The 17,522-nt window shown below is 66.0% G+C and carries 14 protein-coding genes; 3 read left to right on the forward strand and 11 right to left on the reverse strand.

Going from position 1 to position 17,522, the window contains the following annotated elements; translation table 11 throughout:
* Positions 1-19 precede the first annotated feature (19 nt).
* The gene (locus ACJ7C5_RS00615; RefSeq protein ID WP_412702782.1) at positions 20-2,746 is read right to left on the reverse strand and encodes a TonB-dependent receptor plug domain-containing protein; all 2,727 of its coding nucleotides are present in this window, start codon (positions 2,744-2,746) and stop codon (positions 20-22) included.
* Between the two features lie 220 nt (positions 2,747-2,966).
* On the opposite strand from ACJ7C5_RS00615, the gene ACJ7C5_RS00620 reads away from it, so the two are divergent.
* Complete coding sequence (locus ACJ7C5_RS00620) at positions 2,967-3,566, forward strand: GNAT family N-acetyltransferase (protein ID WP_094000839.1); 600 nt, start codon at positions 2,967-2,969, stop codon at positions 3,564-3,566.
* Here the strand turns inward: ACJ7C5_RS00620 and ACJ7C5_RS00625 are convergent.
* Together ACJ7C5_RS00625 and ACJ7C5_RS00630 are read right to left on the reverse strand one after the other, a co-directional pair.
* A complete protein-coding gene (locus ACJ7C5_RS00625; RefSeq protein WP_094000840.1) occupies positions 3,563-4,342 on the reverse strand; it encodes a CDP-diacylglycerol diphosphatase in 780 nt (259 codons plus the stop codon). The genes ACJ7C5_RS00620 and ACJ7C5_RS00625 overlap by 4 nt on opposite strands.
* 68 nt (positions 4,343-4,410) lie before the next feature.
* Positions 4,411-5,067, reverse strand: coding sequence for a hypothetical protein (locus tag ACJ7C5_RS00630; RefSeq protein WP_412702783.1), 657 nt, complete (start codon positions 5,065-5,067; stop codon positions 4,411-4,413).
* 171 nt (positions 5,068-5,238) lie between these two features.
* Here ACJ7C5_RS00630 and ACJ7C5_RS00635 point away from each other — a divergent pair, with 171 nt between their 5' ends.
* Complete coding sequence (locus ACJ7C5_RS00635) at positions 5,239-5,535, forward strand: hypothetical protein (protein WP_097047819.1); 297 nt, start codon at positions 5,239-5,241, stop codon at positions 5,533-5,535.
* A gap of 106 nt (positions 5,536-5,641) precedes the next feature.
* Here ACJ7C5_RS00635 and ACJ7C5_RS00640 read toward each other — a convergent pair whose 3' ends face one another.
* The 7 genes from ACJ7C5_RS00640 to ACJ7C5_RS00670 all read right to left on the reverse strand — a co-directional run bounded on the left by ACJ7C5_RS00640 (position 5,642) and on the right by ACJ7C5_RS00670 (position 13,547).
* The gene (locus tag ACJ7C5_RS00640) at positions 5,642-6,526 is read right to left on the reverse strand and encodes a hypothetical protein (RefSeq protein WP_412702784.1); all 885 of its coding nucleotides are present in this window, start codon (positions 6,524-6,526) and stop codon (positions 5,642-5,644) included.
* A gap of 133 nt (positions 6,527-6,659) precedes the next feature.
* Positions 6,660-8,366: a D-lactate dehydrogenase gene (dld, locus tag ACJ7C5_RS00645; RefSeq protein WP_412702785.1), complete on the reverse strand. Its 1,707-nt coding sequence runs from the start codon at positions 8,364-8,366 to the stop codon at positions 6,660-6,662.
* Positions 8,363-9,502, reverse strand: coding sequence for an FMN-dependent L-lactate dehydrogenase LldD (lldD, locus tag ACJ7C5_RS00650; RefSeq protein WP_088026305.1), 1,140 nt, complete (start codon positions 9,500-9,502; stop codon positions 8,363-8,365). The genes dld and lldD overlap by 4 nt, the downstream gene beginning before the upstream one ends.
* A 4-nt stretch (positions 9,503-9,506) precedes the next feature.
* Positions 9,507-10,271: a transcriptional regulator LldR gene (gene lldR / locus ACJ7C5_RS00655; protein ID WP_012480578.1), complete on the reverse strand. Its 765-nt coding sequence runs from the start codon at positions 10,269-10,271 to the stop codon at positions 9,507-9,509.
* Positions 10,272-10,324: 53 nt separating this feature from the next.
* Positions 10,325-11,983, reverse strand: coding sequence for an L-lactate permease (gene lldP, locus ACJ7C5_RS00660; RefSeq protein WP_412702786.1), 1,659 nt, complete (start codon positions 11,981-11,983; stop codon positions 10,325-10,327).
* A gap of 223 nt (positions 11,984-12,206) precedes the next feature.
* Positions 12,207-12,659: an MgtC/SapB family protein gene (locus ACJ7C5_RS00665; protein ID WP_005410036.1), complete on the reverse strand. Its 453-nt coding sequence runs from the start codon at positions 12,657-12,659 to the stop codon at positions 12,207-12,209.
* A gap of 129 nt (positions 12,660-12,788) precedes the next feature.
* Positions 12,789-13,547 carry an SDR family NAD(P)-dependent oxidoreductase gene (locus ACJ7C5_RS00670; RefSeq protein WP_412702787.1) on the reverse strand — a complete coding sequence of 253 codons (759 nt, stop codon included), beginning with the start codon at positions 13,545-13,547 and terminating at the stop codon, positions 12,789-12,791.
* A gap of 446 nt (positions 13,548-13,993) precedes the next feature.
* Here ACJ7C5_RS00670 and ACJ7C5_RS00675 point away from each other — a divergent pair, with 446 nt between their 5' ends.
* Complete coding sequence (locus ACJ7C5_RS00675) at positions 13,994-14,947, forward strand: helix-turn-helix transcriptional regulator (protein WP_088026307.1); 954 nt, start codon at positions 13,994-13,996, stop codon at positions 14,945-14,947.
* Positions 14,948-15,471: 524 nt separating this feature from the next.
* Here the strand turns inward: ACJ7C5_RS00675 and ACJ7C5_RS00680 are convergent.
* Positions 15,472-17,382 carry a CocE/NonD family hydrolase gene (locus ACJ7C5_RS00680; RefSeq protein ID WP_094000847.1) on the reverse strand — a complete coding sequence of 637 codons (1,911 nt, stop codon included), beginning with the start codon at positions 17,380-17,382 and terminating at the stop codon, positions 15,472-15,474.
* Positions 17,383-17,522 lie beyond the last annotated feature (140 nt).

Consider the following 17,522-nt stretch of genomic DNA (forward strand, 5'->3'; position numbering starts at 1 on the left):
CTTTCGTTCGTCTGCGGAATCAGCGGAACCGGTAGTCCAGCTGCACCCAGTACTGGCGGCCATATGGGTCGTAGTTGCCAACCGGATAGAACGGCCAGCCGCCTCCGTTCTTGTCCGCCGGCGGGCGGCTGTCACGCAGGTTGTTGACGATTACGCCCACCGACAGGTTCTCGCCGAACTGGCGGAACACACTCGCGTTGTACGTCATGTACGGCGCGATGCGGCCACTGCCATCGGTCTTCGGCAGCGAGCCGAAGCGGTTGCCGTACAGCGTGGTGGTCCAGTCACCCTGGTTCCAGGTGATGCTGCCGTTGGCCTTGCTGCGCCACTGGTAGTCGTCCAGCGAATTGCGGATGTCACGCTCCGGATCATCGGAGAACTGCCGGTATTTATGCTCCAGCACCACGGTATAGGCCAGGCGCGTGGTGAAGCGGCCGTAGCGGCCGGCATCGAAACGCCAGTTGCCCTTCAGGTCCAGGCCGCGAACCGATTCGGAGGCCGCGTTGATCGGATTGATCAGCACACGGGTCACCTGGTCCGGCTGCACGGTTGCGGTGGACGGGTTGCGGATCACCCGCGACAGCGCGTCCTGGCACAGCGGTGAACCGATATCGCGCGCTTCGCCGCCCAGCGTGCGGCCCAGGCGGCAATCGGCCTCGTCACGCAGGATGCGGCTGGTATCGAGGCTGGTCACCTCGTTGTCGATGCGGATGTCGTAGTAGTCGGCACTGAAATCCAGCCCGGACAGCGGTGACCAGACCACGCCAAAGCCATAGGACTTGGCCGATTCCGGCTGCAGCTGCGCATTGGCGCGGTTGCTGTAGTCGATCGACAGGCCGTTGTAGTCACAGTTGTCGTACGACTGGCCTGCGGTGCGGCAGCGCCAGTAATCGGTCATGCCCGGGTTGTAGCCGCGGGTTTCGGTGGCAAACACGTAGTTCATGTCCGGCGCACGGAAGCTGGTCGCCGCGGTACCACGGATCAGCAGGCTCTCGATCGGACGGAACTCGACGCCGAAACTCCAGGTGGCCTTGCCGATGTGCTCGCCACCGGCACGGTACTGGTCATAGCGACCGGCCAGGGTGGTGGTCAGCGACTGCAGTAGCGGCAATTGCAGCTCCACACCTGCAGCGTAGCGGTCACGCTCGCCACCGGCACCGATGCCGGCGCTGGTGTTCCAGAACTCGCCGCTGCCCAGACGCGGATCCGGGCGGTTGCGGTAGCCCTGGCTGCCGGCTTCAACCACCGCTGCCAACGCCGCATCTCCCCCAGGCAGCGCGAACAGGCGGCCATTGACGCTGGCGCTGAAGGTCTGCAGCCATGCCGCATTGCGGCTTTCCTGGTAGTCGGACAGGCCCTCGTATTCGTTCGGGGTCAATGGCTTGAACAGGCGTGCCGGGTCCGGCGCATAGACCTCAACGCCATTGCGTACGCCCAGCTTCGGGCCGAGCAGGTATTCGTTGATGCCGGCCAGCAGCACCGGTCGGCGGGTGCGGTTCTCGTAGCGCGAGCGGCTGTAGACCGCTTCGTAATCCCAGCCACTGTCGCCGATCTGGCCACGTGCGCCGACATTGAACGACCACGAGTTTTCCAGGAAGCGGTTGGCATTGCGCGGCAGGCCGCCGATTTCCTCCGGCGCGAAGCGGCGGTACCAGCTTTCCAGGTTGCCGGTGGTCTGGTTGTAGAAGTAGTTGCGGGCCGAGGTCCAGGTCGGCGCACGCGTGTTGTTGTAGATCCGCGCGCTGCCCACGGCGACATCGGCGAACAGGTCGGTGGTCTCGTTGACGTGGAAGGTCAGCAGGCCATAGCCGTTGAGGTTGCGCTTCTGGGTCTGCACGGTCCAGTAGCTGGCGGCAGCCTCATTGCTGCCGCAGTACCAGCCCTGCCGCGGGTTGTAGGCGCGGAACACGCTGCCGCCATAGATGTCAGACGAACCGTCGCAGCCATTGACGCCCGGATCGATGTTGCGACCGGTGGCGGCATTGCGGCGATAGGCGATCGCAGTCGCCTGCGGTGCCTTGCCAGCCGGGTCATCGTCCAGCGAATCCATGAAGTCGCGCTGGCGCGCGTGGATCGCCTTGCGCACATCGAACTCGAAGCCGAACAGCGCATCCCAACGCTCGCCGGAACTCCCGCCGACCACCTGCGCGCGCTGATTGTCGCCACCGCCCTGCTGGGTGCCACCGGCGCGCACGTTCACGTCCACGCCCTGGAAGCGGTCCTTGAGGATGATGTTGACCACGCCGGCGATGGCGTCGGAGCCATATACCGCCGATGCGCCAGCGGCCAGAACCTCGATGCGCTCGATCAGCGCACTGGGGATGTTGGCCAGGTTGACCACGTTCACCGAGCCCTCGTAGGCCAGCGGGTAATCGGCCTGGCGACGGCCGTTTACCAGCACCAGCGTGCGGTTCGGACCCAGCCCGCGCAGGTTGATGGTGTTGGCGGCCGGCGTGAACGTATTGCCGAAGTCCTCGCCCTGTACGTTACCGGTGTTTTCGGTCAGCGCGCTCAACGCATCGAAGGCATTGCGGTAGCCCTGTGCATCGATCTGCTCGCGGCTGATCACCGTCACCGGTGACGGGCCCTCGACACTGGCGCGCGGAATGCGCGAGCCGGTGACCTTCACTTCCTGCAGTGTGGTGGGTGCGCTTTCCTGCGCGAAGGCCGGCAGCGAGACCAGCATCAGGGACGACAGTGCGAGCACCAGCGGACGCGGGCGCAGCGCCTTGTGGGAGGCGGACATGGGCTTCCTGGGGAGTTGGGCGGGTGGTGGTACGGGGGCAGCGGCCTATACGGCGCATAACGATCCCGTAACGAAAGTGTCCTGAATGGGTGGTTTCAACGGAAATGACCAGCCCTGATTGCCTTATGCCTGAACCGAATCAGACCCGTCAGGGACAATCACAGCGTTTTTGCAATGTTTTGAATGGTCTGGCGCCGCGGGCACGGTCATCGTTGCTGGGATGACGACCCCGTACCCGATCTCCGCTCTTCCCCCGCTGCGCCCGGTGCAGCGCCGCCATCTGCTGCAGCTGCAGGCGGCGCCGGTCACCCTGCGCCCATTCCTACGCACCGATCTGCCACGCTGGCGCCTGTTCGATGACCGCCGCCGGCGCGGCCGCCGTCACCCCGGCGACATCGACGAGGAGGCGCGCTTTCTCGCCCACATGCATCGCTCGCGCCTGGAGCAGGACAACGATCAGCTGCTGCTGGGGGTGTTCGACGACGAACACGGCACGGTGCTGGATCAGCTGCATATCCGCCTGCAGTCGCTGCACGCGCGCAGTGCCGAGTTGCTGTCGCTGCAGCACTGGCACCCGCATGCCGACGCGGCGCTGCGGGCGCTGTGCCCGTTCCTGTTCGAGGATGTCGGCCTGCATCGCCTGTTCGTGATGCTGCCACCAGACTGCAATGACCCGTTCGCCACTGCGCTGCACGCCTTCGGCTTCGAGCAGGAAGGCCTGCTGCGCGACCATCATCTGGATCTGGATGGCTGGCAGGATCGCCAGCTGCTGGCACTGACCGCGCCGATGTGGCGCGGCCAGCATCGCGTGCTGGACTAGCGGACCCGCTCCAGCGCGTTGCCGGCACCGGTCAGCACCGAACACGCGTGGTCCTGCAGTTCTTCAGCGCTGGCCTCGTTGCCGGTGCCGGCGTCCACGCGGGTGGCCAGCAGGATGAAGCCCGGACCGCCCTGCACTGCGTCCCGGCCGGCCACGACCAGGCTCCACTGGCCTACGTCGTCCACGCCAGCGAGGTCATAGGCCAGCAGATTGAGCGGATTGGCGGTCAGTTCCGCGCCCGGCAGCAGGCGGGCCTGGTACTGATGGCCGCGCAGCAGCACCGGCAACGGTGCCCAGCGGCTGCCAAGGGCGGCAGCATGCGTGTCCAGCGCCTGCAGCACGTCGGCACGCAGGCAATCCACATGGATATGCAGCTGGTGTTGTGACCGGCCGTGCGGCGAGTTCAACGCCAGGCTGGCGACATTGCGCGGCAGCGGTTGCCGCAGGGCCTGTTCGGTGTGGCTGCGCGCCTGCCAGGCTGCAGCGAAGTAGTTCGGTGCACCACGCTGGTACAGGCTGCGGTTCTCGATGCCGCTGACCTTGTCCAGCGGCATCAGCAGGAACTGGTAGTCGCCGTGCGCGTCCTTGACCAGCACATTGCGGCGGTCGGCGGCCATCTCCACGCGCAGGCAATCGCCGCGTGGGCCTTCGGCGCCCCGGCAGTCACGCTCGATCAACCGCCACAATGCATCGGAATGGGCCGGCGGCGGTGGTGGTGCGCTGGCACAAGCGGACAACAACAGCAGGGACGGCAGCAGGAAGGGGCGCAGGAACACGGCAACGGCTCACGGAACAGGCACGGCAGACAGCGCCGCGCGGCATTGTAGCCAGTGCAGTGCTGCAATCAGTAGGTGCCGAACGGCACTTCAACCACGATCGGGGCGGCACCCTCGCCGGCCTGCAGGATGTAGCGGTCCAGCGCGCCATCGTCATCGGCGGGCGGCTGGCGCTGGAAACGCAGCGGATAGCGGGTCTCACCCAGGCGCACGGCACTGCCGTCGGCCTCCAGCGCGGCACCTTCCGGAATCAGCAGCCCGCCCAGGTCGCTGTAAGCGCCGGGTACATCGGCGAAGCTGTAGTCAGCCAGCTCGTCCACCCGCTGCATCGCATAGACGTTCGGCACATAGGGACGTGCGGGGCTGCGGCCATTGCTCAGGTCGGTCACCCAGGCCTGTGGCAGGTGGTACTGACCGCGCAGCGCGGCCACGCCCAGCGAGGGACTGGCCACCTGCAGGCAGCACACTGTCCGCTTGCCTTCACGGTCGAGGATGGCGAAACGGTCGCCGCGGGTAGCCGCCTGCGGCAGCATGGCAAAGGCCAGGTTGCGCTGCGCAGGCGCGTAGCCGGATTCGGTCTGCAGGTTGCGCCAGGCACCGAATACCGGGGTTTCGACCGGCGCGGGTTCCGGATCGGCAGCGGAGGCGGCAAACGCCACGCCCAGCAACGACAACACCAGCGCCGTCATCGTCTTGTGCTTCCTGCGGAAACTGCCTGCCGTCATACCGTATCCAATACCTGGGCCGGAAGAGCCCGGCCTACCCGCTGGCGTGGTGCCAGTCATCCCTCTCACTATGCAACGGCCACGCTGTGCCGGCAATGACCGGGGCGCTGACGCCTTTCGCACGCCGGGTGCTATCGTTCCCGCCATCTTCCCCTGCGCAGGAGCGCTCGCATGTCTGCATTCCGTCTGTCCCTGTTGCTGCCGGCCTCTGCGCTGCTGCTGTCGGCCTGTGTCAGCACGCCTGGTCCGGAAGTCAAAGGCAGCGGCCGCTGCGACGCCAGCCAGCTGGGCTGGGCGATCGGCCAGCCGGCCAATGAGCCCAACATCCGCCGCCTGTCCAGCGAGAGCGGTGCCGGCCTGGTCAACCCGATCGGCCCCAGCACCATCACCACCAAGGACATCCGTCAGGACCGCCTGCGCGTGTTCGTGGACAAGGACAACATCATCACCGCCACCCGCTGCGAGTAAGCACCGCGGCAGGTTTCTGTAGAGCCGAGCCCACGCTCGGCTGCTCTCCGGTCAGGCCGCACGGAACGCCAGCCGAGCGTAGGCTCGGCTCTACAGGGTTCAGGGTTCAGGGTTCGGTATAGCCGGCACAGTCCGGCAGCGCCTGGTCCGGGTGGAACATCCCCTCCGCGAAGCGGAACAGCCGCGTGTAGGTGCACGCCGGGTCCTGCTCGCTGCGCAGATCCTTCTTTTTCAGCGGCCCCTTGGCCAGCGAATCCTCGAAGCGCGAGACACCGGCCGGAAACCGTGTCGCCACGGTCTGGTAGCGCAGCACCGGCATGCCCTCGGCCGCCGTCTCCAGCCCCAGCTTTGCCGAGAATCCATACTCATCGTGGCAGGCGCCTGCGCGCTGCTTGATGTCCTGCTCGCTGAAACAGGCGCGGATCATCGCATTGCCCAGCCATGGCACGGTCAGCACGTCGTCGTCCACCTGGATGTCGTCCTGCAGGTGGCGCACGCGTGCCAGCTGCAGCGTGGATGCGTCGGCACCTCCACCGGAATACATGGCGCTGAACGTGACGATGCCACCCACCAGCACGTTCTGGCGGGCGCGCTGCTGCGGGTCGGTCACCGGCGCGTCGCTGCCAACTCCCGGAGCCAGTCGCACGATCCACGGCCACAGCTTCAGATCACTTTCATGCGGCACGTCGATGCTGACGTGGTAGGTGTGCGGCGTGCCCTGGCCCGGCACTTTCTCAAGCACTTCCAGCGCAGCCGGCCGGTCACCATCCTCAGCAACCGGCTGCACGCGCACGCACCAGTTGCCGTCCCGCGTGCACTCATAGAGCCCCGCCGGCCCCGTCTCATGGGCGATCAGCACCTGCCCCAATGGCTCCATCACATTGCCGGCGGCATCACGCTGCTGCGGCAGGATCGAGCCCTGGGCCAACGCCAGCACCGTGGTTGCCAGCAGTGTGGCGCACAGGGTCGCGCGGGCAACGATGGTGGGCATGGAGGAGATTCCTGCTTGTGGAATCCAGATGGTAACCGCTGCCTTTGTAGAGTCGAGCCATGCTCGACTGCTGTCTGTCGGGAAGAGCAGCCGAGCATAGGCTCGGCTCTACAGTAAAGCCGCGTTGTATCCGTCAATGCCCACTACAGTCGCAGCCACCCCAGCCCTTGGCTTTCGAGGTCTGGCCGATGCCGGGATTGAAGGTGTTGCTCGGGTCCAGCTGCTTGTAGAACCCCGCCAGCGCCGGCTTGGCCGGGTACAGGTGGCCGACGTTGTGCTCGGCCGGATACTCGGCGCCACGCTGGTCCAGCAGCGCCCACATCGCATGCTCGATCGCCATCGGGTCTTCGCCCTTGCGCGCGATGTAGTCCTGGTGGAACACGTGGCACAGGAAGTGACCGTAATACAGCTTGTGCAGCAGGCGGCCGTCGATATCGGCCGGCAACTGCTCGAACCAGTCTGCATCATCGCGGCGCAGGGCAATATCCAGCGCCACGATGTCCTGCACCTGGTCACGATGCACTTCACGGTAACGCACCGCGGCACCGGCCACGGCGAAGCGATGCAGGAAGGCCTTGCGCCCCTCGTCGGCCGTGCAGTGGAAGTAACCACCCTCATGGTCGGCGAAGAAGCCGCGCAGCCAGGCCTCGGTTTCCGCTGCGTCCTGCGCGGAGACCTTCAGCAGCAGATGATGCTCGTAGCGCTGGCGGAACTCGCCCATGCGCCTGGGCAGGTGCGAGGGCAGCAGGCCGGTCAGCATCTGCATCACCCGGTCGGTCACCCCGCGCAGGCCCAGCCGCTCGAACCAGCCGTCAACCCGGCTCTTCAGTGCGAACGCGGCCGGCACACGCGCGGTGCCGAGGCGGTCGATCAGCAGGAAGCTGTCCTTGCCGTAGCGCTCGCCGATGTCATAGGCATCGCGGTGGATGTACTCACCGGCAATCGGCAGGCGTTCGAAGCCGGTCAGCAGCTGGCGCCGGATCGCGGTGAGGCTGTCGGTGCGGTTGCTGCCGATGTAGAAGACCTCAGCGGCCTCCTTTTCGAAGGTGTCCAGACGCACCGCGAACACCGCCAGCTTGCCGGCAGACCCCGCTGCTTCGAAGTGACGGCTGGGGTCGGCATTGAAGCGTGCCGGCGTATCGGCATCGACCCGGCGCACTTCGTCGGCGTAGCGTGGATCGGAGGCGGCGCGACCATCGCCGTCACCCACGTCGGCAGCACGGTAGTCACCCGCCTGCAGGCGCTGCAGGATCTGCTCGGGCGTATCGCCCAGCGCGATGCCCAGATGGTTGACCAGCTGCAGCTGGCCCTGCGCATCGACCTGTGCATACAGTGCCAGCTCGGTGTAGGCCGGGCCGCGACGCACCAGCGCGCCGCCGGAGTTGTTGCAGATGCCGCCCAGCACCGAGGCGCCGATGCAGGACGAGCCGATCACCGAATGCGGTTCGCGGCCCAGTGGTGCCAGCATCTGCTCCAGCCGGTCCAGCGTTGCGCCGGGCAGGCACAGCACCTGCCGACCTTCGTTCAGCAGCTGGATGCCGGTCAGGCGCAGCGTGCTGACCAGCACGATCGGCCGCCCGTAGTCGTTGCCATCCGGGGTCGAGCCGCCGGTCAGGCCGGTATTGGCCGCCTGCAGGATGATCGCCGCCCCACCCTGCACCGCTGCCTGCAGCACGTGCCACAGTTCCAGCAAGGTGCCCGGGCGCACCACCGCCAGCACCGGGCCGTCGCCGAAACGATAGCCGCGGCGGAAGCGGCGCGTGGCCTTGTCGCCGGTCAGTACATGGCGGCTACCGACTGCGTCGCGCAACTGCGCCAGCACGGCATCGTGGCCACTCATGGCAGGCTGACCAGCGAATCGCGGCCGATGTCGGCGATGCGATGCGCGCCGGTCAGCGTCATCGCCACGCGCATTTCCTTGGCGATCAGGTCCAGCAGGTTGGCCACGCCGGCCTCGCCCTGCGCGGCCAGCGCGTAGACGAAGGCACGGCCCAGCAGCACGGTGTCGGCGCCCAGTGCCAGCATGCGCACCACGTCCAGGCCAGTGCGGATACCCGAATCGGCGAGAATCTTCAGGTCGCCCTGTACCGCGTCGGCAATCGCCGGCAATGCACGCGCGGTGGACAGCACGCCGTCCAGCTGGCGGCCACCGTGGTTGGAGACCACGATGCCATCGGCACCGAACTTGACCGCATCACGCGCGTCATCCGGGTCGAGGATGCCCTTGATCACCATCGGGCCCTTCCAGAATTCGCGGATCCATTCCAGGTCCTTCCACGAAATGGACGGATCGAAGTTGCTGCCCAGCCAACCGATGTAATCTTCCAGCCCGGTCGGGTTGCCACGGTAGGTGGAAATGTTGCCCAGATCGTGCGGACGGCCGAACAGGCCCACGTCCCACGCCCAGTGCGGATGGGTGATGGCCTGGCCGATGCGGCGCAGCGAGGCGTTCGGACCGCTCATGCCGGAGTGGGCATCGCGGTAGCGCGCACCCGGCACCGGCATGTCCACGGTGAATACCAAGGTGGTCACGCCCGCGGCCTGCGCGCGCTCCAGCGCATTGCGCATGAAGCCACGATCGCGCAGCACGTACAGCTGGAACCACATCGGCCGTTGGATGGCCGGTGCCACTTCCTCGATCGGGCAGACCGATACGGTGGACAGGGTGAACGGGATGCCTCGGCTGTCGGCCGCGCGCGCCGCCTGTACTTCACCGCGTCGGGCATACATGCCGGTCAGGCCAACCGGCGCCAGCGCCACTGGCATCGCCAGTTTTTCGCCGAACAACTCGGTTTCCAGGCTCAGGTCGGACATGTTACGCAGGATGCGCTGGCGCAGCGCGATGTCGGACAGGTCGGAAACGTTGCGCTTCAGCGTGTGCTCGGCATACGCGCCGCCATCGATGTAGTGGAACAGGAACGGCGGCAGCCGGCGTTGCGCTGCGGCACGGTAATCGGTGGAGGCGGAGATGATCATGGGGTCAACCGTGTGGGGAAGGTAGACGCGAGGCCCGCGCACGCCGGGCTTCGTTGTCATCGAGGGTGCGCAGCGTGGTGTGCACGAACTCGAGGTGGGCATGCGCGGCGGCGCGCGCGCGTTCGGGGTCACCGGCCAGCACCGCGTCCATCATCTCGCGGTGCTGGTCGGACAGCGGCGAAAAGGTTCTCGCCGAGGTATAGAGCTTCTCGCGGCTCTGCGAAATATTGGTCTGCAGTAGCTCGAACAGGCCGCGCATCACCTGCAGCAACACAAGGTTGTGCGAGGCCTCGGCGATGGACAGGTGGAAGGCGGCGTCGGCCTCGGCTTCGCCGGTGGGGTCGTCCTTGCCGTGCGCGTCCATCATGGTCTGGAAGGCCTGGGCGATGCGCGTGCGGTCCTCATCGGTGGCACGCAGCGCCGCATGCCAGGCGGTGGCACCTTCCAGCGCATGGCGGATCTCCAGCACGTCGAAGCGGTACTCCGGGTCGCCCTGGAACAGCGGCAGGTACGGCGCCAGCGGTTCATCCAGCGCCTGCCGCGCGCGCGCCGCGGGTTCGGCCACGTAGGTGCCGCCACCTACCCGTGCGGTCAGCAGGCCCTGGCTGGCCAGCTGCGCGATGGCCTCGCGCAGCGCGGTGCGCGAGACCCCCAGCTGCACCGCCAGGGTACGCTCGGCCGGCAGCCGGTCGCCCGGTTGCAGCCGCTGCTCCTGCACCAGGCCGCGCAGCTGCGCGGCCACCTTGTCCGAAATACGTTGCGTGCTCATGGCGCCATTGTGGCCCGAAGCGCGCAGCGGGTGGTCGGCTGACGGTGCATGGCTCAGGGAATCATCCAGGTCAGCCAGTAGGCCTGCGCCAGGGTGATCAGGCCGACCATCGTGGTGAAGATCAGGCTGTGCTTGACCGTGAAACGGAACAGGTCCGATTCCTTGCCGGCCAGGCCGACCGCGGCGCAGGCAATGGCGATCGACTGCGGCGAGATCATCTTGCCGGTAACGCCACCGGTGGTGTTGGCCGCCACCAGCAGCACGTCGGATACGCCGATCTGCTGCGCGGTGGTGGCCTGCAGCGCCGAGAACAGCGCGTTGGACGAGGTGTCCGAGCCGGTCAGGAACACGCCCAGCCAGCCCAGGAACGGCGAGAAGAACGGGAACGCATCACCGGTATGCGCCAGTGCCAGCGCCAGCGTCGCCGACAGGCCCGAGTAGTTGGCGATGAAGGCGAAGGCCAGCACCATGCCGATCGAGTAGATCGGCATGCGCAGCTCACGCACGGTTTCGCCGAAGGTCTGCAGCGCCGAACGGGCCGGCATGCGCAGCGCGATGATCGCGATCACTGCGGCGAGAATGATCGAGGTACCGGTGGCCGAGAACCAGTCGAACTTGTAGATCGCCTCGTAGCTCAATGGCGCATCCACGATCGGCGGCATCTTCTGCACCATCTGGTCCAGGCCCGGCACCGGGAGCTTCAATACCCAGCTTTCCAGCGGGCCACCCGCCGCGAACAGCGACTTGAACGGCTTGATGCTCCACAGCGTGACCATCGCGGTGAGGATCAGGAACGGCGACCACGCCTTGGCGATCTGGCCGACGCTGTAGCGCGGTGCTTCCAACGCCTGCGCAGCCGCCTCGGCGCTGGTTTCGGTGTCGAAGCGGAAGATCCGCACCGGCTTCCAGCGGCGCAGGAACAGGGTCAGGCAGACCAGCGACGCCAGCGACGCGGTAATGTCCGGCAGTTCCGGGCCGATGAAGTTGGAGGTCAGGTACTGCGCGATGGCGAACGAGCCACCGGCCACCAGCACCGCCGGCCAGGTTTCCTTGATGCCGCGCCAGCCATCCATGATCGCCATGATCCAGAACAGCACGACGATGGTCAGGAACGGCAGCTGGCGGCCGGCCATCTGGCCGATCTCGAATGCATCCAGGCCAGTGACCTGCCCGGCCACGATGATCGGAATGCCCATTGCACCGAACGCCACCGGCGCGGTGTTGACGATCAGGCACAGGCCGGCGGCATACAGCGGCTTGAAGCCCAACCCGACCAGCAGTGCCGCGGTGATCGCCACCGGCGCACCGAAACCTGCCGCGCCTTCCAGGAAGGCACCGAAGGCGAAGCCGACCATCAGCATCTGCAGGCGCTGGTCTTCGGTCACCGACAGGATCGAAGCGCGGATGATGTCGAACTGACCGGTCTTGACCGAGACCTTGTAGAGGAACACCGCGCCGATGATGATCCAGGCGATTGGCCACAGGCCGTAGACGAAGCCGAAACCGGCCGCGCCCAGCGCCTGGCTCAGCGGCATGCGGTAGAACAGCAGAGCCACGCCGAGCGCGATGGCCACGGTGATCGTGCCGGCCAGCCAACCCTTCATGCGCAGCACGGCCAGGGCAATGAAAAAGAACGCGATCGGCAGCAGCGCGATCAGGCTGGACAACCATAGGTTGCCGGCGGGGTCGTACAGGTGTTGCCAGGGCTGCATGAAGACTCTCGACTGGATGCGGAAGGTGCCCCACCGCGGGCGGTGGATCTCCGTGGCTGCCGATTATTGGTCATACCAATAATGATCGCGATCAGACCACTTGCAGCGGATTTAACCGCCACTCCGACGAATAGCCTATTAGACCATAGGGCTAGATGCGATATTGGTCCGACCATTTAGGCCGCATGGTGGTGCCGGCCGCCGACCGGCAACTCGCGACTCCCTACGAAATCCGCTTCTCCAACCGCCGCATCACCGCCAGCACCAGCACGCACAGCACGCTGACGCCAATCGCAATCACGTATTTGCCGATACCCACGGCAATGCCGATGGCCGCGGCCATGATCAGCGAGCTGGCCGTGGTCAACCCGCTGACCTGGTCCTCGCGCGAGCCGCGCAGGATGGTGCCGGCAGCAACGAAGCCAACGCAGGCCACCACGGCCTCGATGAGGCGTACCGGGTCGACCTGCAGCAGGTCGCGGTAACGCTCCTGCTGGAAATGCTCTGCCACTGAATCGCCGAGTCCAACAATCAGCGCAGCAGCGCCGGCAATCAGCATGTGGGTGCGCAGGCCCGCAGCGTGCTTGCCCATCTCGCGCTCGACGCCGAGCACGCCGCCGAACAGCATTGCCGCGGCCACGCGCAGCAGGATCGAGACATCCTGGGTGAGTTCCATGGGCAGGCTCCGGGAGTTTCCCGGAGCGTCGCGTGGCACCCGTGGCACAGAGGTGAAGGCCACACCACAGCCCGTTCACCCGACAGCGCCGGGCCGTGCCCAACGCCTGCACCATCTGTGATCAACGCATCACTGCGCCAGGTAGCCACCATCAATGGCGTAATAGGTACCGGTCGCGAACGAGGCGTCGTCGCTGGCCAACCAGGCCACCAGTGCCGCTACTTCCTCGGCCGTGCCCAGCCGCTTCAGTGCGTGCCGTCCTTCCAGCGTGGCACGCACCTTCGGGTCCATCTTCTCCAGCAGCGGTGTGCTGATGAAGCCCGGGCCGACCGCGTTGACACGGATACCGTCGCCCGCATGCTCCCAGGCGGCAGTCTGGGTCAGCCCGACCACGCCGTGCTTGGCCGCCACGTACGCTGTGGAACCGGCATAGCCCACCTGGCCCAGGATCGAGGCCATGTTGATGATGCTGCCGCCGGTTCCGGCCGCACGCATCGCCTGGATCTGCGCACGCTGGCACAGGAACACGCTGGTGAGGTTGACGTCGATTACCCGCTGCCAGCCCTCGATCGGATAATCACCACTGCTGGCGGCCGGCCCACTGATGCCCGCATTGTTGACCGCCACATGCAGGCCGTTGAGTTCCTTGATCGTGCGCTGCACTGCTGCCTCTACCGCCGCGTCGTCGGTGACGTCCAGCGCGATGCCGATGGCCTGTGTACCGGCACTGCGCAGCTGCGCCACGGTGGCATCGACTGCATCCTGTTTCAGGTCCCAGACCGAAATACGGGCACCGGACGCGGCCAGCGTCTGCGCCACGGCCAGGCCGATGCCCGACACGCCGCCGGTCACGATCGCGGTTTTGCCGGTCAACTGGTAATCAATCATCTGCATTCTCCATCGGTGGGGGTATCAAAGTGGCCTGCAACAGCCAACCGCCCCACCCTACGCGCGCGCCCGTGATGACCTGGCTGACATCGGGTCTACGGGTGATCGTTCCAGTCATGAAACCTCAACTCAAGTTGATGTATGGAATTGCGTACGGATATGCATGCAAAACGCTGGCGTATGTTCGGCGGCATTTTCACTTTGGCCGTAATCGTCAATCGTTTTGACCGTATTGAAATCAAAAGCGCGCGAATCGAGGCGACAATGGGAAACGTTTCCAGTTTCTTCGACACATTCCATTCAACCTGGTGTTTCCCCACCATCCAGAGTGCCCACGCCACTGCTTCCCAGCATGTCTGCACGGGTAACGACCGGATCTGCATCTGCGTTGCAGAGCGCGTGGGCGAGGTAATGCCAGCGTCCACCTCCAAAGCACGTGCCGAGCGATGTCCCGATATTTCACTTTTGCTGATTACCGCCGCTTCGGCCACCGCCATGGCTTCGATTACCGCGCCGACCCGGAACACCTGCGCGACGACCAGTGGGCCGGCCATGGCGAGGTCAACGAGCAGTTCCTGCGCGGCGGCATGAGCCTGATCGCCTCCGACGTCCATAATCGCTTCCCTTATGTCGCCACCGCCCAGCAGAGTCCCGGCCTGGCCATCCGCGTGATGCTGCAGGGCCAGGTCGATGTGCGCATTCCGCGACGCGGTGGTTTCACCCTGCGCGCTGGCACGGCGATGACCGCGCACCACCGCGAACAGGTCGAGATGACGGGTGCGCATCCTGGCGAAACGCGCATGCGCGGCGTCAGCGTGATGGTGCCCGGCCAGATCGATCCGGACCTGTTCCAGCTGCCGCAGCTGGAGACCGCGCTCAACACCCACCTGGAATGCCGCCACTGGGCCATTCCGCATACCCTGCTGCCGGTACTCGGCCAGCTCTTCGACAGCCCCTGGCAGGACGGCATCGATGCGCTGTGGCGCGAAGGCGTTGCCCTGCAGCTGCTGGCCGTCGGTCTACAGGCCGAAGATCTGCAGACCGACCATGTGCGTACGCTGCGCGCGGGTCAGCGCGAACGGCTGGAGCGTGTGCGCGCCTATCTGCATGACGATCCCAGCCATGCCCACAGCCTGGTCGAACTGGCCCAGCTGGCCTGCATGAGCCCCAGCTCGCTGCGCCGCCACTTCGCCCAGCAATACGGCTGCTCGGTATTCGACTACCTGCACGAACAACGCATGCGCCACGCCGAACAGGGCCTGCGCGAGGACGGCTGGACTGTCGAGCAGGCTGCGGCCGCCAGTGGTTACCGCCACCCCAGCAACTTCGCGGCTGCGTTCCGCAAGCGCTTCGGCCTGGTGCCCAGCCGCTGGCGCACCGGCCCTTCGAAGGTGGGCTGAAGGCCTGTGCCCTGGTAGGTGTCGACCTTGGTCGATCTACATGCCATGGCCCAGCCTTGGTAGGTGTCGACCTTGGTCGACACGCTCTTACGCCATCGGGAATGCCGGCCAGCGGCCGGCACTACCGCACCCGCTGAAATCGACCTGCCATGACCCAGCCCTGGTAGGTGTCGACCTTGGTCGACACGCTCTTACGCCATCGGAAATGCCGGCCAGCGGCCGGCACTACCACACCCGCCTGAATCAACCTGCCATGGCCCAGCCCCGGTAGGTGTCGACCTTGGTCGACACGCTCTCGCGCCATTGCAGTTGCCGGCCAGCGGCCGGCACTACCACACCCGCCTGAATCAACCTGCCATGGCCCAGCCCCGGTAGGTGTCGACCTTGGTCGATCTACATGCCATGGCCCAGCCCTGGTAGGTGTCGACCTTGGTCGACACGCTCCCGCGCCATCGCGAACGCCGGCCAGCGGCCGGCACTGCCGCAGCCGCCGGGCATCGCGCACCCGGCGTATCTCACCAACCTCAATACACCGGCAGATCGATGTAGCTCGCCTGCGCCTCGCTGTGCCAGACCCGCTGCGTGGCCTTCTGGTAATCGCCCGGCTTGGCCAGGTAGATGTTCGGCACATAGGTCTGCGGGTTGCGGTCGTACAACGGGAACAGGCTGGACTGCACCTGCACCATCACCCGGTGCCCCTTCTGGAAGGTGTGGTTGGCGTTGGGCAGGTCGAAGCGATACGGCAGCACCTGGTTCGCCGCCAGCGGCTTCGGATCGCTGAAGCTTTCGCGGTAGCGACCACGGAAGATCGCCAGCGACACCGGCAGCTCGTAACCGCCCATCTCCGGCGTCGACGCTTCCTGATCCGGATACACGTCGATCAGCTTCACCACCCAGTCGCTGTCGGTGCCGCTGGTCGAAGCCTGCAGATGCACCACCGGCGCGCCGCCGATGCGCAGCGGCGCGGTCAGCGGTTCGGTGATGAAGGTCAGCACGTCCGGGCGGCCATCAACGAAACGCTGATCCTTGACCAGCCAGGTGGTCCACATGTCACGGTCACCGAAACGCACCGGACGCGGCACGAACGGCACCGGCTTGGCCGGGTCGGACACGTACTCCTCGAAGTCGCCCTCGCCCGCCGCCGGCGCCTGGAACGCCAGCTTGCCGCCGGCGCGCAGGTACAGCGGCTTGCTGCTGGCGGCACAGCCCTTGTCGCAGCTGCGTGGCCAGCCCTTCAAGCGGTCCCAGTGGTTCTCGCCAGTGTTGTAGATCAGCACCGGCGGCGTATCGGCCTTTGGCGCACCGTCCACCAGGTACTGGTCGAAGAACGGCTTGAGCACATCGCGGCGGAACTGCAGCGCGGTATCGCCATCGAACTTCAGCGCACCCAGCTCGCTGCCGCTGTAGTTCACCTGGCTGTGCCGCCACGGGCCCATCACCAGGTAGTTGCGGTTGTTGCCGCTGTCGCGCCCTTCCATCGCCTGGTAGGCGTGGTTGGCGCCCCACATGTCTTCCTGATCCCACAGGCCCTGCAGCCACATGGTCGGCACCTTCAACGGCGTTTTCGCCATCACCGCATCCAGCGCCTGGCCCTGCCAGAAGGCGTCATAGGCGGGGTGCTCGACCAGCTTCTTCCACCAGGTCAGCTGATCCACACCGGTGAAGTGCGCGTAGTCACCGGCCGAACCGATGCGCAGGAAAGTACTGTAGTCGTCGTAGCCGAGGCTGGGCAGCGGTGTTCCCTTGCCGCGCTTCTCGGTCTGCATCGCGAAATAGTTGAAGTTGACCTGGCGGAACGCACCGTAGTTGAGCCAGTCGTCGCCCATCCAGCCATCAACCATCGGGCTCTGCGGCGCAGCCACCTTCAGCGCCGGGTGGGGGTCGGTCAGCGCCATCACCACGGTGAAGCCCTCGTACGACGAGCCGAGCATGCCGACCTTGCCGTTGCTCTCCGGCACGTTCTTCACCAGCCAGTCGATGGTGTCCCAGGCGTCGGTGGAGTGGTCCACCTTGGTGTTGTTCAACGGCCCGCGCAGCGGTCGGGTCATCACATAATCGCCTTCGGAACCGTACTTGCCACGGATGTCCTGGAACACGCGGATATAGCCGCCGTCGACAAACACCTCGTCGCCCTGCGGCAGCAGGTCACGCATGCGCGGCGAATCACTGCGGCTGGCGCGACCGGCAGCGTCGTAGGGGGTACGGGTCAGCAGGATCGGTGCATTGCGGGCGCCCTTGGGCACCACGATCACCGTATACAGCTTGGTGCCATCACGCATCGGCACCATCACCACGCGCTTGTCGTAGTCGCGGCCGACATCAGGGGCAACGAAGGGCTTGCCGCTGATGTCCGGGGTCATCGGCGGGGTTTCGACGGCCAGCACGGTGCTGGACAGGCAAAGGGCAATGGCTACAGCGACGGCACGCACACGCATGGACAACCCCTCCCGGCAGGAAAGCCTCAAGCCTACTCCTGCCCTGCGCCGTGAAGTGTGGGCGGGCTTTGCATTCTGCGGCGGATATGGGCAGGACTGATGGCACATGTGCCTCCGGTGCCGCTGCGCTCGCCGGCACT

Origin of the sequence: Nocardiopsis yanglingensis, assembly GCF_045809185.1 — a bacterium.
In the GTDB taxonomy this organism is placed as follows: Bacteria; Pseudomonadota; Gammaproteobacteria; order Xanthomonadales; family Xanthomonadaceae; genus Stenotrophomonas; species Stenotrophomonas yanglingensis.

What these genes read in the sequence shown, in the direction of transcription:
- ACJ7C5_RS00615 (WP_412702782.1), bottom strand. Translation starts at nt 2,746, where the DNA reads ATGTCCGCCTCCCACAAGGCGCTGCGCCCGCGTCCGCTGGTGCTCGCA.
- ACJ7C5_RS00620 (WP_094000839.1), top strand. Translation starts at nt 2,967, where the DNA reads ATGACGACCCCGTACCCGATCTCCGCTCTTCCCCCGCTGCGCCCGGTG.
- ACJ7C5_RS00630 (WP_412702783.1), bottom strand. Translation starts at nt 5,067, where the DNA reads ATGACGGCAGGCAGTTTCCGCAGGAAGCACAAGACGATGACGGCGCTG.
- ACJ7C5_RS00635 (WP_097047819.1), top strand. Translation starts at nt 5,239, where the DNA reads ATGTCTGCATTCCGTCTGTCCCTGTTGCTGCCGGCCTCTGCGCTGCTG.
- ACJ7C5_RS00640 (WP_412702784.1), bottom strand. Translation starts at nt 6,526, where the DNA reads ATGCCCACCATCGTTGCCCGCGCGACCCTGTGCGCCACACTGCTGGCA.
- dld (WP_412702785.1), bottom strand. Translation starts at nt 8,366, where the DNA reads ATGAGTGGCCACGATGCCGTGCTGGCGCAGTTGCGCGACGCAGTCGGT.
- lldD (WP_088026305.1), bottom strand. Translation starts at nt 9,502, where the DNA reads ATGATCATCTCCGCCTCCACCGATTACCGTGCCGCAGCGCAACGCCGG.
- lldR (WP_012480578.1), bottom strand. Translation starts at nt 10,271, where the DNA reads ATGAGCACGCAACGTATTTCGGACAAGGTGGCCGCGCAGCTGCGCGGC.
- lldP (WP_412702786.1), bottom strand. Translation starts at nt 11,983, where the DNA reads ATGCAGCCCTGGCAACACCTGTACGACCCCGCCGGCAACCTATGGTTG.
- ACJ7C5_RS00665 (WP_005410036.1), bottom strand. Translation starts at nt 12,659, where the DNA reads ATGGAACTCACCCAGGATGTCTCGATCCTGCTGCGCGTGGCCGCGGCA.
- ACJ7C5_RS00670 (WP_412702787.1), bottom strand. Translation starts at nt 13,547, where the DNA reads ATGATTGATTACCAGTTGACCGGCAAAACCGCGATCGTGACCGGCGGC.
- ACJ7C5_RS00675 (WP_088026307.1), top strand. Translation starts at nt 13,994, where the DNA reads ATGTCCCGATATTTCACTTTTGCTGATTACCGCCGCTTCGGCCACCGC.
- ACJ7C5_RS00680 (WP_094000847.1), bottom strand. Translation starts at nt 17,382, where the DNA reads ATGCGTGTGCGTGCCGTCGCTGTAGCCATTGCCCTTTGCCTGTCCAGC.